This window comes from Paenibacillus castaneae (assembly GCF_002884445.1).
GTDB lineage: Bacteria > Bacillota > Bacilli > Paenibacillales > Paenibacillaceae > Pristimantibacillus > Pristimantibacillus castaneae.
Window position 1 is genome coordinate 2,698,115 of sequence record NZ_KZ614144.1, and the last position, 16,766, is coordinate 2,714,880.

The 16,766-nt window shown below is 45.4% G+C and carries 16 protein-coding genes; 8 read left to right on the plus strand and 8 right to left on the minus strand.

Going from position 1 to position 16,766, the window contains the following annotated elements:
• Positions 1-31 precede the first annotated feature (31 nt).
• The 8 genes from CEF13_RS11755 to CEF13_RS11790 all read left to right on the plus strand — a co-directional run bounded on the left by CEF13_RS11755 (position 32) and on the right by CEF13_RS11790 (position 8,744).
• Positions 32-529 carry a cell wall elongation regulator TseB-like domain-containing protein gene (locus CEF13_RS11755; protein ID WP_146022703.1) on the plus strand — a complete coding sequence of 166 codons (498 nt, stop codon included), beginning with the start codon at positions 32-34 and terminating at the stop codon, positions 527-529.
• Positions 530-643: 114 nt separating this feature from the next.
• Positions 644-1,174 carry a hypothetical protein gene (locus CEF13_RS11760; RefSeq protein WP_102710858.1) on the plus strand — a complete coding sequence of 177 codons (531 nt, stop codon included), beginning with the start codon at positions 644-646 and terminating at the stop codon, positions 1,172-1,174.
• Between the two features lies 1 nt (position 1,175).
• A complete protein-coding gene (locus CEF13_RS11765; protein ID WP_102710859.1) occupies positions 1,176-2,669 on the plus strand; it encodes an AAA family ATPase in 1,494 nt (497 codons plus the stop codon).
• A gap of 130 nt (positions 2,670-2,799) precedes the next feature.
• The gene (locus CEF13_RS11770) at positions 2,800-3,693 is read left to right on the plus strand and encodes a 3-hydroxyacyl-CoA dehydrogenase family protein (RefSeq protein ID WP_424991971.1); all 894 of its coding nucleotides are present in this window, start codon (positions 2,800-2,802) and stop codon (positions 3,691-3,693) included.
• Entirely contained in the window at positions 3,693-4,904 is a 1,212-nt protein-coding gene (locus CEF13_RS11775) for an acetate/propionate family kinase (protein WP_102710860.1), read from the plus strand. Before CEF13_RS11770 ends, CEF13_RS11775 begins: the two co-directional genes overlap by 1 nt.
• Before the next feature lie 25 nt (positions 4,905-4,929).
• A complete protein-coding gene (locus CEF13_RS11780; protein ID WP_243864591.1) occupies positions 4,930-5,607 on the plus strand; it encodes a DnaD domain protein in 678 nt (225 codons plus the stop codon).
• A gap of 537 nt (positions 5,608-6,144) precedes the next feature.
• Positions 6,145-7,488, plus strand: coding sequence for a glycoside hydrolase family 26 protein (locus tag CEF13_RS11785; RefSeq protein WP_102710861.1), 1,344 nt, complete (start codon positions 6,145-6,147; stop codon positions 7,486-7,488).
• Between the two features lie 254 nt (positions 7,489-7,742).
• On the plus strand, positions 7,743-8,744 hold the full coding sequence (locus CEF13_RS11790) for an NADP-dependent oxidoreductase (protein WP_102710862.1): 1,002 nt from the start codon (positions 7,743-7,745) through the stop codon (positions 8,742-8,744).
• A gap of 60 nt (positions 8,745-8,804) precedes the next feature.
• On the opposite strand, the gene mtnB is transcribed toward CEF13_RS11790, so the two are convergent.
• The 8 genes from mtnB to CEF13_RS11830 all read right to left on the minus strand — a co-directional run bounded on the left by mtnB (position 8,805) and on the right by CEF13_RS11830 (position 16,737).
• Positions 8,805-9,458, minus strand: a complete 654-nt coding sequence (gene mtnB, locus CEF13_RS11795) for a methylthioribulose 1-phosphate dehydratase (RefSeq protein ID WP_102710863.1) — start codon at positions 9,456-9,458, stop codon at positions 8,805-8,807.
• Positions 9,458-10,138, minus strand: a complete 681-nt coding sequence (locus CEF13_RS11800; RefSeq protein WP_102710864.1) for a 2-hydroxy-3-keto-5-methylthiopentenyl-1-phosphate phosphatase — start codon at positions 10,136-10,138, stop codon at positions 9,458-9,460. The genes mtnB and CEF13_RS11800 overlap by 1 nt, the downstream gene beginning before the upstream one ends.
• Entirely contained in the window at positions 10,138-11,367 is a 1,230-nt protein-coding gene (locus CEF13_RS11805; protein WP_102710865.1) for a 2,3-diketo-5-methylthiopentyl-1-phosphate enolase, read from the minus strand. Before CEF13_RS11805 ends, CEF13_RS11800 begins: the two co-directional genes overlap by 1 nt.
• A complete protein-coding gene (gene proC, locus CEF13_RS11810) occupies positions 11,364-12,233 on the minus strand; it encodes a pyrroline-5-carboxylate reductase (protein WP_102710866.1) in 870 nt (289 codons plus the stop codon). Before proC ends, CEF13_RS11805 begins: the two co-directional genes overlap by 4 nt.
• 52 nt (positions 12,234-12,285) lie before the next feature.
• Positions 12,286-13,536 (minus strand): glutamate-5-semialdehyde dehydrogenase, encoded by a 1,251-nt coding sequence (locus CEF13_RS11815; protein ID WP_102710867.1) that lies wholly within the window; start codon positions 13,534-13,536, stop codon positions 12,286-12,288.
• Between the two features lie 17 nt (positions 13,537-13,553).
• Positions 13,554-14,660 carry a glutamate 5-kinase gene (proB, locus tag CEF13_RS11820; RefSeq protein ID WP_243864592.1) on the minus strand — a complete coding sequence of 369 codons (1,107 nt, stop codon included), beginning with the start codon at positions 14,658-14,660 and terminating at the stop codon, positions 13,554-13,556.
• A 332-nt stretch (positions 14,661-14,992) separates the two neighbouring features.
• On the minus strand, positions 14,993-16,189 hold the full coding sequence (locus tag CEF13_RS11825; RefSeq protein ID WP_102710868.1) for a pyridoxal phosphate-dependent aminotransferase: 1,197 nt from the start codon (positions 16,187-16,189) through the stop codon (positions 14,993-14,995).
• Positions 16,190-16,275: 86 nt separating this feature from the next.
• A complete protein-coding gene (locus tag CEF13_RS11830; RefSeq protein WP_102710869.1) occupies positions 16,276-16,737 on the minus strand; it encodes a hypothetical protein in 462 nt (153 codons plus the stop codon).
• Positions 16,738-16,766: the final 29 nt, after the last annotated feature.

Consider the following 16,766-nt stretch of genomic DNA (forward strand, 5'->3'; position numbering starts at 1 on the left):
GCGTTCAACAGCTAGAAAACGTCGTTCCTTCATGACGCTGCATCGGTGGATATTTGTAATTGTAGCTGCCTTATTGGTCATTGGTACTGCGTTCGGTATTTACTATCGCGAGATACAGACGGCAACTTGGGCGGCAACAAACGAAGCGAAAACGAAAGCGATAGAAGCTGCACAGCTTCAAAGCGTTGAGACTGTTTACACACATGCATGGAATAAAAAGAGCTGGATTGTTAAAGGAATAGATCAAGATAATCAAAATGTATTTGTTTGGATTGCGGATGACATGGAACCGAAGATTATTAAAGAAGCTGACAGCATCTCCAGGCAAGCTTTAAAGGATTCATTCCATTCCTCCAAGCCTGATGCAACAATTAAGAGAATCCAACCAGGTTTATTGGATGATGAGCCAGTGTGGGAAATCTATTACAGCACTGGCGAGCGTTCGAAGCATTATTTCTATGATTTCTATGCATTTGACAGCGGCAGCTTTATTAACAGCTATCGTCTGCCAGCCAAAACGGAGCCGTAAGGCTCCGTTTCCTATTTTTACACAGCGAATCTTGCAGCTATTTATGTTATACTTTCGTATAGCAATTGTGATATACTATTGTAGACAAAAATAGCAGCGGGAGGGATTGGATCAGTGAAGAAACCGCGTATGATACCTATAATTGTTGTTGCTGTAGTGAGTGTATTGGTTCTTTTCGGTGGGTGGACTATTTATAATCAAGTGGCGATCGCTGCACCATTGCAGCAGGCCTTTAAAAATATGGATGGTGTTGTTTCCTCTACAAAGCCAGTTATTACTCGTGACCAAGTGACTATTGAAGTTGTATTGGCACCGGGAGCTAATATTAGAGAAATCTATGAATCTATTTCAGCAAACGGAAAAGATGTGTTCGGTGACCGACGTCTTAAGCTTGATATTAAGACAGAACCAAACAAGCAGTTGGATGATCTATGGTATGCTTCCTTATTCAAGGTTGCCGAAGCTATGGAGAACAAGGCTTATTCCGAAATACCAACGGCTATGAGCGATGCAGCCAAATCGTATAAAGATGTAACTGTTTCGTCCGAGATGGATAATAAGAATGTATATATTACAATTAAAAATAAAGATGCAGTAAAATATGTAGTTCTGCCTCGTACTCCAGGTCAAATGGAGGTGTGGTAATATGCGTAAATACTTGCCTGAAATAATAATCGGCTTTATTCCTGTCCTAATTGCTTTTTTAATTTATATTGGACTGAATGTAGTGCCTGTACTCCTTATGGGTGTCTTGGGTTTTGCTGTCGTCTACGCTGCCAGAAGCAGAGGTAAGATGACGGCCTTGCCAAGACAACAGGGGCGTTCCAATGCGAAGATGACTCCCTTTACCTTCGAACAAATCGGAGGGCAGGAGCGGGCTAAACAGGAGCTTGTAGAAGCGCTGGACTTTCTTGTACACCAAGAGCGAATTGCTAAGCTGGGCATAAGACCGTTGAAAGGCATATTGCTATCCGGTCCTCCGGGAACAGGGAAAACGCTGCTTGCCAAAGCTGCAGCTCAATATACCGATTCCATTTACTTAGCAGCTTCAGGAAGCGAGTTCGTTGAGATGTATGTCGGTGTTGGTGCGGGACGTGTAAGAGATCTGTTTAAGGAAGCACGTACGAAAGCGAACAAAGCTGGAAAGAGCAGTGCGGTTATTTTTATCGATGAAATTGATGTTATTGGCGGTAAGAGGGACGGCGGTCAGCAGCGTGAATACGATCAAACGCTTAATCAGCTGTTGACCGAGATGGATGGCATACATGCCAATGAATCACCGCGAATTTTGCTGATAGCAGCTACAAACCGCAAGGAGATGCTGGATAGCGCATTGCTTCGCCCAGGCCGATTTGACCGTCAAATCGAGGTTGATTTGCCAGACAAAAAGGGCAGATTGCATATATTGAACATTCATGCTAACAATAAGCCTATAGCTGAAGACGTTAATTTAGATCGAATTGCTTCTGAATCATTTGGTTTCTCTGGTGCTCAGCTTGAAAGTGTCATGAACGAAGCGGCAATCTATGCACTGCGCTTTGAAGATGATATGATTTCGGAGCGGCATTTGACAATGGCGATCGACAAGGTCATGATGGGTGAGAAAACAGATCGTGAATCTACAAAAGAAGAGCGTGAGCGTGTTGCTCTGCATGAGCTGGGCCATGCCATTATGGCTGAGCTGGTTCGCCCAGGCAGTGTATCTCAGGTTGCCCTTTCACCGCGCGGAAAAGCTTTAGGCTACGTTCGTCACAATCCGCAGGCGGATCAATATCTTTATACAAAGCCATTTCTAAATGAACAAATTATGATCGCGCTGAGCGGCGCTGCGGCGGAAGAAATGTTTTATGGCGATAGAAGTACGGGCTCGCGGGGCGATTTCGAGCAATCTATCAATATCGTCAAAACATTAGTAGAGTCGGGGTTAACGGATTTAGGCATCGTGGATTCATCCATGATGACGAAGGAAGCATGGGCGCACATCAATCGCTCCATTCTGGACGAGCTGATGGTTCAAACCAAAACGTTATTAGAACAGAAACGTGATGTATTTACAAAATCGCTGGAAACCTTATTGCTTGAAGAAACATTAAGCGGGGAACATTTCCGACGTCTTCTGAAAGCACACACAGCTGCATAATCTGTTCACATATTACAATTTGAAGGCGGAGTCCTGCTCCGTCTTCTTTTTTTCTTGAAATCCGTTATAATAGAAATGAAGAGGTTTTGATAGGATTTTCCCTCAATAGGTTATAAGGGGCTATATCACCATGCCAAAGGAGTCATATACATTGAATATAAGAAAAGTTGGAGTCGTTGGACTAGGAACGATGGGGCAGGGAATCGCAGAAATGCTTGCTTCCAAGGGGTTGGAGGTCATCATGATCGAGCGTTCACAAGAACGTCTTGAGCACGGTGTGCAAATGATTGAAATAAGCTTGGACAAGCAAATCGAGAAATGGGCGCTAACTCAAACAGAGAAGAAGCTTATGATGAACCGAATGGAGACTTCTTTAGATTATGAGAAACTAGCCGACTGTGAACTCGTGATTGAGACGATATCTGAGGATTTGGATAGTAAAAAATTAGTGTTCGAAGCCATTGATCGAATTTGCGGACCGGAAGCCATCCTGGCAAGCAACACTTCCACGCTTAGTTTAACTGAGCTTGCAAGCGTAACCGGAAGGCCGGATCGTGTAATTGGTACGCATTTCATCTATCCTGTTTTTAAAATTGATCTGGTAGAAATTGTTCGGGGACTAAAGACATCCGATGAGACTTTCTTGCGTACCAAACATTTCGTCGAGGAAGTTATTCAGAAAAAAGGGGTCATGGTATTCGAATCCCCAGGCTTCGTTACAACTCGACTTATATGCTTATTAATAAATGAAGCACTGCATGTCCTGGAGGAAGGTGTTGCGACAGCAGAGGATATTGATAATGCCATGCGCATTGGGTATTCCTTCCATCATGGACCGTTTGAAATGTGCGATCGCTTCGGATTAGATTCTGTTCTTGCTGCTTTGGAGCGGATGTTCCGAGAATACGGCGAGTTGAAGTACCGTCCGTCTATTGTGCTGAAAAAGATGGTGCGCGCAGGACAGCTCGGCGCAAAAACAGGATCCGGCTTCTTCAAATACGATATGGATGGAGATCGAATCTAATGAAAGTACTAGTCATAAATGCAGGAAGTTCTTCGCTTAAGTATCAGTTCTTTAATATGAGTAATGAATCAGTGCTTGCAAGCGGGAATGTTGAACGGATCGGAATGGACTCATCTATTGTTACCCATTATCCGGTTGATAAGCCAGAGGTTCGCGAAGTTAGTGAAATATTAGACCATGTTACAGCAGTTAAGCGCGTAGCCGAAATGTTGACGCATCCTGAGTTTGGAACGATTACCCATTTGAATGAAATTGATGCAGTGGGTCACCGTGTTGTACATGGCGGTGAGGCATTCAGCAGCTCTGTCCTTGTTACTCAAGCGGTCAAGGATGAAATTCGCAGGCTGTTTGATCTAGCGCCGTTACATAATCCTGCTCATATGATGGGAATTACAGCTGTTGAAACGACTTTGCCGGATGTTCCGCAAGTCGTCGTATTTGATACTGCATTTCATCAAACGATGCCTAATACATCTTATTTATATCCGATACCAACCGTTTTGTATCGCCGTCATAAGGTGCGCAGGTACGGTTTCCATGGAACATCGCATTCTTATGTAAGCGATCAAGCTGCTGAATTTTTACAAAAGCCGCTGGAATCGCTCAAAATGATTACTTGCCATATCGGCAACGGAGCGAGCTTAGCCGCAATATTGGATGGCAAATCACTCGATACAAGCATGGGAATGACGCCGCTCGAGGGTCTAATGATGGGAACAAGAAGCGGCGATCTGGATCCCGCTATTGTGCCTTACGTTATGAACAAAGAGGAATTGACATTGAGCGAAGTAAATTCTATGCTTAACAAACATAGCGGCATGTTAGCCGTTTCGGGGATAAGCAGCGATATGCGTGAGGTTACAGAAGCGATGAATGAAGGGGACAAAAACGCTAAGCTCGCCTTTGACATGTACACATATCGTGTGAAGAAATATATTGGCGCTTATGCAGCGGCAATGAATGGACTGGATACACTCGTGTTTACAGCAGGTGTAGGCGAGAATTCCGTCGTCTTCCGTCAAGCGGTTTGTGAGGGCATCTCCTTCCTTGGGGTTGAGCTTGATCACGCACGAAATGCTGAGCGCCGCAAGGATGCTCGCGAAATATCAACAGAGGGTTCCCGCGTGAAAGTGCTTGTCGTTCCGACGAATGAGGAACTTCTCATTGCGAGAGATACGTATAGGATTGTAAACCAAGTAAAGTTGCAATAAAGGCAAAAATAGGAGGCAGCAGGCATTGAACAACGAGATTTGGAAGGCGTATTCGCATGGCATGGCAGCTGCGCTGCAAGAGGGCGGCGTTCACGTGTCCGCTATGCTGCTGCGCACGTATCGCCAGCTTGATTTATCGGATACAGAAGCGATGCTTATGCTGCAGATCATGGTATATATGGAAGCGGATTTGACTGATTTTCCGACGCCGGAGGAACTAGCTGAACGGATGGGGCTTACGGTTCGAGAGGTTGGCCATTCGCTTGGCCGTCTGATAAAGGACGGATTTCTGACGATTGATGATTATGTTGACAGCGGGACAGGCATGCAGTCCGAACGCTATAATTGGAGCGGCTGGCTGCTGAAGGCCGCCGAATTAACAGCAGAGCAGAAGCGGGAGATGAAAAAGGCAGATCGTCAGCCTATGAAGCCACAATCTGCATCGGCAATGGATTTGTTCAGCGTGTTCGAGCAAGAGCTCGGTCGATTGTTATCACCTATGGAATGCGAGACGATCTCAGGCTGGCTTGATCAAGACCGTTACACAGATGAGATCATCCGCTTCGCACTTAAGGAGGCGGTGTTTGCCGGCAAGCTGAGCTTGCGCTATATTGACCGCATACTAATTGAGTGGAGTCGCAATCGAGTAACAAATGCAGATGAAGCACGCGCTCATTCGCAGAAATTTCGTGGGAGAAGCTAAGCCGAAGGGCTTAGCTTCTTTTTTTGGATAGACTTTTTGGATGTAATGCGTTCAAACCCGGCCGCCCATTGCTATTCGATTAGACTTGCCCCTACTATTTCGGAGGATCCTAGAATATTCCTTATCTATATCAAATGAGATCACATCCAAATCAATTAACTGTATAAACTCCATTTATTCCTTCTATTGGCCTCGATTATTTGTTTTTACATGTATTTACTACAGCTAATTTTGGCAATTCATCGTAAATTGTAAGATATCGCTGGAATTAACGTGAGCTTATACAGCTAAATGATCTCTAACGGCTGCTACGATCGAAATTAACTGCTGCTTTTCCAGTTAATCGTTAGCCAAATTCTATTACAACTAGCTTCTGTTCATTGATTTAAAGAATTAAGCTATTAGAGAAAATTATGCCTTATTATTGGAATGTAACGTACTATAAATATATATTATTTTGTTAAATTTTATTGTATTCATCTCAAAAACTATGTATAATTCCCTAGAGTTTGTAAAAACAACTAGGGGGAAATATAGGTGAAATGGAAATCCTTGATAGCTTCAGTACTAGGCACGATACTATTTCTATCAACCTCGTCATCACTATGGGCGGCAAGCTTTAATGCGAAAGAGGTCACAATCTACACCACTCAAATCAATAAGAATCCTTCGAAGTATGAGCCGATCAAAGGAGCTTACTTGGGAGCATATATTATCCAAGATGAAACGATTAAAGCCAACATCGATACATTTACAGACTGGACAAAGAAAAAGCATGCCAGTTATTTCTATTATGTTGGTTATGGAAGTCCTTTCCCAAAAGAATGGGTGGAGCAGGTTAAGGCAGCGGGTGGTTTCCCGCATATCGCTTGGGAACCGAACAATGGCCTGCAGGATGTACAAGATAATGCCTATTTGAGGAAATTTGCACTCGACGCCAAAGAATCTGGGGTACCTATCTTTTTGCGCTATGCTAGTGAAATGAACGGCACTTGGACCGAATATTCTGGCAAAGGAAAAGAAGAGCTGTACAAACAGAAGTGGAAGCTGGTTCACAGCGTTATGAGCAAAACAGCGCCGAATGTTATGATGACTTGGACGGTCTTCACCTTTCCTGAAGAACCGATGATGAAGTATTATCCTGGTGATGAATATGTGGATTGGGTTGGCGTCAACATCTATAACGTCATGTACCATAACAATGATATTAATCAGCGAGCGGACAAAGAGGACCCATTGGAGCTGCTCGATTATGTGTACAAAGAGTTCAGTTATCGCAAGCCGATCCAAATATCTGAGTTTGGCGTGACCCATTACACGATCACCGACAAAAAATACCACGTCAATTTTGCAATGGATAAAATTGCACGACTATACAACGTGCTTCCAACTAAATACCCGCGTGTGAAATCGATATACTACTTTGATGTCAATAATCTGGTTAACGCGCCAGCTGGTCGGAAAATTAATGATTATTCGCTTACCAGTGATAAAAACGTACTAGCTGTTTATAACAAAGCCATTCAAAATCCACACTATTTGACGGATATAGCAGGCGCTCTAGTGCAAGAACCACGCAAGGAAAATTATTCTTACCGCACTTTTTTATTTTATAAAAACGGGAGTTTATATGTTGATCTTTCTTTTTACCAAAATTATCTTCGTCTGAAAAGCACCAAAAAACAAAATCAAGTTACGCTCTCCGATGGCATCAAGAGCAAAACATATACACTCACATCAGGCAGTGTGAAACGTGTCGGATACCTCAAGCCGGACGTCATTCAGGGACTTCCATTACGCGAGGTTGCGGAATATTTCGGCTATAAGCTTAATTTGGAACAATTAAAAGAAGAGACCAATATTTATTTGGTGAAAAAGTAAATCGGATAGAGGATAATTGGCTTAAACATGAGCTGATTATCCTCTATTTTTTATTGCTCCCCGCGGCTACAAGCTCCTTATTCGGCTGTTTATAATGTAGCAGGGGTGACTAATATCAAAAAATGATATTAAATTCCATTGCAGACGAAGTACACGTATAATAATTTCAAAAGTTGAAACTAAACTCGAAAATTTAAAATTATGCACTATACGTTTATATGTTTAAACCAATAATCATAGCAGGAGTGATAAGTATGAAAGCCATGATCATCGAGAAATATGGAAAAGATGTACCCTTACTGATGACAGAAAGGCCAATGCCTGACATCGGAGAACATGATGTGCTGGTGGAAATTCACGCAGCCAGCTTAAATCCTATCGACTTTAAAGTAAAAGAAGGAAAAGTAAAATTTCTGCTGAAGTATGATATGCCTTTAATATTGGGGAATGATTTTTCTGGTGTTGTTGTCAAGGTAGGTGACCGGGTAAATGAGTTTAAACCCGGAGATGAAGTTTATGGGAGACCCCGCAAAAGTCGAATCGGGACATTAGCCGAATATATAGCTGTTCATCAGGATGATATTTCACTGAAGCCGCGCAATTTGAACTTTGAAGAAGCGGCATCGATACCACTGGTTGGACTGACGACTTATCAAGCCTTTTACGATATTTTGAAGCTTCAAAAAGGCCAAAAAATTTTGATTCATGCTGGATCTGGCGGCGTAGGCACTTTTGCCATCCAACTGGCCAAATTAATGGGCGCTTATGTTGCCACTACAGCAGGCGATAAAGGTTATAATCTGGTCAAATCACTGGGTGCCGATCGTATTATTAATTACAGAAAAGAGAATTTTGAAGAACTGCTTACAGGGTATGATGCTGTTTATGATACATTAGGGGGCACTGTCTTGAGAAAATCATTTCAGGTACTGAAGCTAAATGGGAAAATAGTATCCATCTCCGGCCTGCCAAACGCAAGATTTGGTAAAGAAGCACAATTAGGCTGGTTGAAAACAACCCTTTTATCGATCGTAAGTCATAAGCTTACAGCACTTGAGAAGAAAACTCAGACGAGCTATCATTACCTTTTTATGAAACCGAACGGAGCTCAATTAAAGAAAATCAAGAAATTCATTGAAGAAGGCCACATTATGCCCGTTATTGATAAGGTATTTAAATTCGAAGAAGCACCGCAAGCGTTGAAATATCTTGAAGGCGGAAGTGCCAAAGGAAAGGTAGTCATTAAAATGAAATAAATTCATTCCACCCCATGCTGCGTGTGTGAGGTAGGGGCTAGTCGCCCCCTACCTACTCGATTATTTAGAGCCGCGCTGCAAAAGCTCCAGACGGTACACATATTCAAAAATGAATTCGAACGCTTCGAGATGACGCTTCGCTTCAAAAGCATTTGCACCCCACGCGTAAATCCCGTGCTTGCGCAAGAGGATACCAGGAATATGAGGGACGATACGTTCGGTGATCTCAGGCACGATAGAAGGGATATGGGCGAAATTCGATACGATCGGAATTTCGATTTGTGCTTCTTCGTCCCAAATGTTAAAGCCTTTGATGAGCTCGACGCCATCAACCGGAACGGACTTCCGATCCCAGAAGTATTCGGAAATTACGCTGTTGAATACAGAATGGATATGGAAGATAGCGCCTGCGCCAGTCAGCTTGTAAATCTCGCAGTGGATAAGCGTTTCGGCTGATGGCTTAAGACGTGTTGCCTCGCATGGCTTGCCATCTTGGTCCACGAACAAGTAGTCTTCCGGTGTATGAACGGTTTTGTCCTTGCCGCTTGCTGTAACGGCAAACTGGAACTCTTCGGGCTTGAAGTCGCCAACACGGATCGATAAATTGCCGCTTGTTCCAGGAAACCATCCACGTGAGGCGAACAGCTCCTTGACGTCGCGAAGCTCGAATAAAGCGCGTTGTTTATCTTCTAAAGCAATTTGTTGAAAACTCATTAAGACGTCTTCCTTTCGTCTTTCATATAGTTGATGATATCGTGGAATGTTTCATATTCATGATGCGAAAGGCCGAGCTCTGTGCATTTCACGGTTAAGTGGGAACGCGAGAAAACGACATCAGCGAGCTTCGCACCTTCAAAATCGGTCACGCTGTCACCTATAATAATACGCTCGTATTGATCCGATGGAAAACGGCGCATAATTGTTGTTTTACACATGCCGCAATCATTATTGCAGTGCTCATCACACGGATTCGGCCATAATATTTCAATTCTTTCTCCGCTGAAGTCGCTGCTATTGCAATAGATGTGGTCACTTGGAATGCCATACGGCTCAAGAATCGGACAAACAAAAAAATCGATGCCGCCGCTTGTTACATAAAATTCGATTTGCTGCTCCTTGCAATAATCCAGAAAATCGGAGAAGCCATCACGGATTCGTGCATTGGATATGCTGAAATCAATAACTTCCTTTTGCATAGAAGCAGGGAGGAGGCGGAATAACTGGCTAACTCCATCCTTAATTGTGAGCTCCTGTGAGATCGTTTGCTCCGCAATTTTCTCCCAGCCATCTGGATTAAAATGTTTGATAATCGCTATAATATTGTCATTAACTGTAATTGTTCCGTCGAAATCACAAAAAACGATGCGTTTCTTAGCTGTAAGGTTATCATTCATTATTCTTTGACTCCCCATGCATTAATAGCGGCCTGCAGCGGCTCATAGCCAATCTGTGCTGCTGCGTCCCGCAATGGCACACCGTTCAATGTTGCATCGATAGCCTGCCGGAAAGCTTGTCCGCCTGCTGCCGTCCCCATAGGATGACCGTGGATGCCGCCGCCTGCATTCACAACGACATCTGTACCGAAATCTTTCAGAATTAAAGGCACAAGTCCGGGATGAATGCCAGCAGACGGAACAGGGAAGCTGGTGCGCAAGCCATGCAGCGGAGCTAGCAAGGCGTCTTTGACAGCTAAGTTCTCTTCCTTAGGCATAACGACTGAGCCGTAAGGCGACGGGAAGAGAACGAGATCGGCTCCGGCAAGACGCATGAGCTTTCCTAGAAGCAAGGATGCAGCTATGCCATAATGCGGAGAAGGATACATAGCGCCGGCCATCGCAGGATGTGCAGCAATCGGCACTTGAATCGATTTGTCGCTGCTTAGCTCATGCAGGACATCATAACCATACGCCAGCACATTAAACAGAAGTGCATTAGCACCTGCATCGATTGCTTTCCGAGCATTTGCTGCAAGCTGCGACGTTGGGCCAGTTAAGTTAACCGCATAAAGCAGCTTCTGGCCCGTTTCAGCTTCCGCACGGCGAGCAGCATCCATGCAAGCCTCGACACGCTTTTCTAACGGTGTAAGCGGGTTTTCAAACAAGATTTCGTCATCCTTGATCAGATCTACACCGCCAAGTGCCTGCTTGTAGAACTGATCCTGTAGATTAGCCAGATCATATCCAACAACAGATTTGAAAATACTCATCAGCAGCGGACGATCATGAACCCCAAGTATGTCGCGAACGCCGTTAAGCCCGAATTTGGGACCAGGGAATGCCGAAGCGAATGTCTCGGATACATCAAGATCAAGCAGCTTGATCTTCCCGTCCATTGAAAGCTTGCCGAATACGGTAACGAGCAGAGCAGGCAGATCACGGCTGAAGTTAATATCGGGATAAGCAATTTGAATATCCGCATACCGTTCACCTGGATCGGCATCAGCCGGTTCATGTACATGGACGGATAGTACTTTGCCAAGATGCTTTTCCATTTCGGCTTTTTGAGCTTCTGGCAGCTCTGTCCAGCTGCCAACCGTCAAACCAACAGCTATGGAAAGTGCTTTTTTATTGAAATCTGCTTTATCATCGTAGGATCGGTAAGTAGCTATACATACTCCATTCATTCGTTTAAGCTCCTTTCGATGGCAGCGCCCAGCTCGCCCGCACGTTCAGCAGAGCGAAATACGGCTTTAACAATCGTTTCGGAGAAATGATTGTTATCCAGAAGCTCAATTGCAGCCTGTGTCGTACCGTTTGGAGAGGTTACTTTGCGACGCAGTTCAGAAGGCTCCTCACCTGTAGCGCGAACCATTTCTGCCGCGCCCAGCACCGTTTGAACAACAAGCTCCTTCGCTTCTTCCGATGCAAAGCCGAGCTGTTTGGCCGCCTCAATCATGGATTCCATGAAATAATAAACATAAGCCGGACCGCTTCCGGAAACACCGGTTATCCCTTGTTGAAGAGACTCATCGACAACCGCGTTAATGCCGATTGATTTGAAAATAGCTTCAGTAATCAGCTTCTGCTGCGGCGTTACATGGTCGGAATAGCTAATGCCGGTTACGCCAAGTCCAATCGTGCTGGATGTATTCGGCATGGACCGAACAACCGGAATTTGGCCGCCGAGCAGCTGTTCTATGCAAGTAATGGATAGGCCGGCAATGAACGAAATAATAAGCTGCTTAGGCGATACGAAAGGCTTAATTGCGGCTATGGCTTCAGCCGCATCCTTCGGCTTCATCGCTAGAAATATAATATCGGATTCACTTAAATACGTTTCATTGCTTGAGCCTTGCAGAACAGTTTGCACACCATACACCTCATGAAGCGTATGAAGGCGATCCGCATTTTGACGGTTCAGCATGGAAATGCGGCTCGCATCAACCAGCTTTTCGTTAATTAAGCCTTTCGCAACGGCTTCGGCCATAGAGCCAGCGCCGTAAAAACAAAGCTTTAGCGTTTGAATACTGGTTTGCGTTATAAGGGACATGTCGTTCTCCTCCGTTACATAAGTTTAATTCTCGTTGATCTGGGAGTTACGCTTAACCTCTAATTTGTCCATTGCCGTAGATACGGTATTTCGTAGATGTCAGCGCAGGTAGTCCCATCGGTCCACGCGAATGCAGCTTTTGTGTGCTGATGCCTATCTCAGCGCCAAATCCGAATTCAAAGCCATCTGTGAAGCGGGTAGAAGCATTATGGTATACGGCAGCAGCATCAACTTCTTGAATAAAGCGATCCGCATTTGACGCGTCTTCTGTGACGATACACTCGGAATGCTTCGTACCGAAACGGTTGATGTGATCAATAGCTGCATCGAGATTAGGTACGATCCGAATATTCATAATGTAATCATTGTATTCTGTGCTGTAATCCTCATCGGAAGCAAGCTTAGCGCTGGTAATAATTGCAACTGTCTGTTCACAGCCGCGCAGCTCAACACCTGCTTGAGTAAAGCGCTCAGCAAGTTTAATCAGATGGGATTCCGCGAAAGTCTCATGTATAAGAAGTGTCTCCATCGAATTACATACGGAAGGGCGCTGAACTTTTGCATTGAAAGCAATGTCTGCCGCCATTTCATAATCGGCACTTGCATCGATAAAGGTATGGCAAATGCCAGCGCCTGTTTCAATTACTGGAACTGTGGCGTTCTCCACAACATTGCGAATAAGCGATGCGCCTCCGCGAGGGATGACAACATCAAGCAGGCCGTTCAGCTTCAGCATTTCATTGACGGAAGCCCGATCGGAATCCTCAATTAACTGAATAGCATCAGCTGGCATCGCTGTAGCTTGAAGCGCATTTTTGAGCACCTCGACAATTTTGCGGTTAGACTCGATTGCTGCAGAGCCGCCGCGCAGCACGACGCTATTTCCTGTTTTTAAACAAAGGCCAGTGGCATCGACTGTTACATTAGGACGTGCCTCATAGATCATGCCAATCACGCCTAACGGTACTCGAATCTTCTCAATCTTAAGACCGTTCGGGCGTTCAAATTGCTCAAGCATTTCACCAACCGGATCAGGAAGCGCAGCGATCAAACGCAAGCCTTCTGCGATGGCCGCAACACGCTCAGCGTTCAGCGCTAGCCGATCTAGGAGGGAGGGGCTGGTGCCTTGCTCACGCCCGCGCTCAATATCAAGGTCATTTGCAGCAATAATAGCAGCCTGCTCGGCGAGCAGCGCATCTGCCATATGTATAAGAGCGGTATTCTTCTGTTCTGTCGTCAATCGATTCATAATAGCTGAGGCCTTCTGAGCCAAAGTCGCTTTTTGTATCACTTCACTGGTCATTGATAAATTCCTCCTTATTATTTCAATGATATCCATTCGTCCCGATGAATGACTTCAATGCGGGAAACGTCCACCCGACGTCTGACTTCCTTCGTTGTTAAGCCTGCAACTGCTTGAATTTGCCATGCTGCATAATTAACAACACCTCGGCCAAGCGTTTCTCCAAGACGGTTCGTTACCTCGACGACATCACCTGGGTGAAACTCGCCTTCGGTATCGGTAACGCCAGCAGGTAGAAGGCTCTTGCCGCCTTCGAGTAAAGCTGTTACTGCGCCGTCATCTACAGAAATTCGTCCTTGCGGCATGGAATGGAAGCCAAGCCATTGCTTCTTCATCGGCAAGCTATTTCGTTTGGTGTCGAAATAGGTGCCTCTGCCGCTGCCTTCGACAGCAAGCGCTAGATCGCCGTTCTGCTGTACTTTTCCGATAAATGCGTGAACGCCGCCGCGCATAGCGATACGAGCTGCCTCAATCTTTGAGCGCATTCCGCCGGTTCCGACAGAAGAGCCGGCACCGCCTGCAAGCTTCATGATGTCCTCTGAAATTAAATCGACGCGATCGATCTTTACGGCTTGCGGATTTATGCGCGGGTCTTCTGTATATAAGCCATCCATGTCCGTAATTATGACCAGCTTTGACGCTTTTGTCATAGCTGCAACGAGAGCGGAGAGGTTATCATTGTCTCCGAATTTGAGAACAAGCTCATCGGTTGCCACTGTGTCATTTTCATTAATGATAGGGATAACCCGAAGCCGAAGCAGCTCTTCAATGGTCATCAACGCATTCTGGATACGACGGCGGTTAGAGAAATCAGCTCGTGTGAGCAAGATCTGCGCCGCAACAATACCATACTGGCTAAAGGCTTCTTCATAGGCTTGCATGAGAAGCGCCTGGCCGACCGCAGCTGCTGCTTGTTTCTCGTGAACAAGCTTAGGCCGCGCTGTATAACCGATTTGACGAAAACCAGCGGCAACAGCGCCTGATGTAACTAGCATGACGCTATCACCTTGTTGATGCAGGGAAGCTAGCTCAGCAGCGAAATATTGAATTCGTTCGCGGTTTAAGCCGCCCTCCTCGGACGTAAGCGAGCTGCTGCCAATTTTTACGACTACACGTTCTGACATCATTAATCCCATCCTATGCTTGTTTCGTGACAACAAAAAAGACTTTCGTCCATAAAGGACGAAAGTCTTTGCTTCCGCGGTACCACCTTTGTTGATGATCATCACAAAGAAAATCACCCAGCTTAAGCCTATAACAGAAGGCGCTGTCCGGCTCATCGCCGACCGCTCGGAGGTAGGTTCAGCAAGCGGCCTTCGGTAAATTCTTACAGCCCATGGAATTTACTCTCTGATCGCGACCCTTCATGCTTACTAGTCCCGTCATCACGTTTCATGTTCAATTCTACTAAGCATAGCACGATCCCCAATTGCTGTAAAGCGAGGCAAACGCTTGATTATGCTTTAAACAAATTAAGCTTGCCGATCCGTTCAACCGCTTCTTGAAGACGGTCTTCAGTCGTTAGCAGTCCTAGGCGCACAAAGCCTTCTCCATGCGTTCCGAAGCCTACACCTGGAGCGACAACAACATCCGCTTCCTGCAGCAGCAAATCAGCAAATGACTCCGAGGTGTGTCCGGGTGCGACTGGCAGCCAGCAGAAGAAGGAACCGCCTGGCTTAGCTGCTTTCCAGCCGATCTTATCAAGTGCACTGTACAAGGCATTGCGTCTGCTTTCGTACATTGCATTTAGATCAGCAACGCATTGCTGCGATTCGGTTAAGGCGAGCGCGGCTGCTTCTTGAATGCCGCCAAACAAGCTGCAGTAATAGTGGTCCTGGATCAAGTTGATGAGCCTTACAATCTCAGCGTTCCCAAGTGCAAAGCCAACTCGCCAGCCAGCCATATTATACGTCTTGGACATGGTGTAAAACTCGACGCCAACTTCCTTCGCGCCTGGTGTTTGCAGGAAGCTGATCGGTTGATTGCCGTCAAATCCGATTGCTCCGTATGCAAAGTCACTTGCCACCACAATGCCGTGCTTGCGGGCATATTCAACCGTGTGCACATAGAATGCAGGATTTGCTACCGCACCAGTTGGGTTGTTAGGATAGTTCATGAACATCAGCTTAGCCCGTTGTGCTATTTCCGGACTGATAGCTTCATAATCCGGCAAATAGCTGTTCGACTCGGTCAAAGGCATAAATGACATCTCTGCCCCTGCTAAAGCTACACCTGACCAGTAATCTGGATAGCCTGGATCAGGTACGAGACAGACATCGCCTGGATTAAGCAAACATTGGCTAATTTCTACAAGGCCGGTTTTTCCGCCAAATAAGATCGCAACTTCCGTTGCAGGGTCTAGATCTACGTTATAATCTTCTTTGTACCGCTTCGCTACTGCTTCCTTAAGAAAAGGATAGCCGCTGAAAGGTGGATATTTATGATACAAAGGATTGGCTGCAGCCTCCTGCAGCTTAGCAACAATATGGGGAGGGGTCGGCTGGTCCGGATTGCCTTGTCCCAAATTGATTACATCGCGTCCTTTGGCCGTCTGAGCATTCGCTTTGGCGACCAGCTTAGCAAAAAATTGCGTCGGAAGGATATTCATCCGATCTGCAGGTTGAATTAGATGTTGACCGATTTGCGTTTTCATACTTTCACACTCCACATGACAAAATCGCTATTTATAGGCAATAGCTTTAATGTAGCATGAATAGGAGGGGAAGAGAAGGGGACTGCCTATGAAGCATTAACTCCCATCTTCTGAATAAATGGTTTTATATCCGCATTGAATAGAAATAAATACGGCCTGCGTTTATGGTCGAACATGAGCAGCAGTGGCGGCTTGTCCTTGCAGTAGAATAGAAAAAGATCATCGGATGTTACTGAAATATCATTGTGTTTAATGGTTGCTTCCTTCTCCAGCGGCACTCGGAACACATAGCTGCAGCTTTCATCATTCGAAATTTGCGGAGCTAATCCGGTGACGGAGCCGATCCAAGCGGAAGCTTGTTCTTGAATAGAAGGGTCGTTAACAACTGTTTTTGTAACTTTACCGGCTGCAACGTCAAATACTTGCACCGGTTTGAGTGCAGTGTCGGAAGTAGAACTAGAAGCTGCTGGATGAGCGGAAATAGCCTGTGCGTACAAGAATAGAGAGCAGCAAGCTATGAGCATTGCAGTTAGTCGTTTCGGAATCATGACAGACATTCTCCTTTTTTATCGTAAAG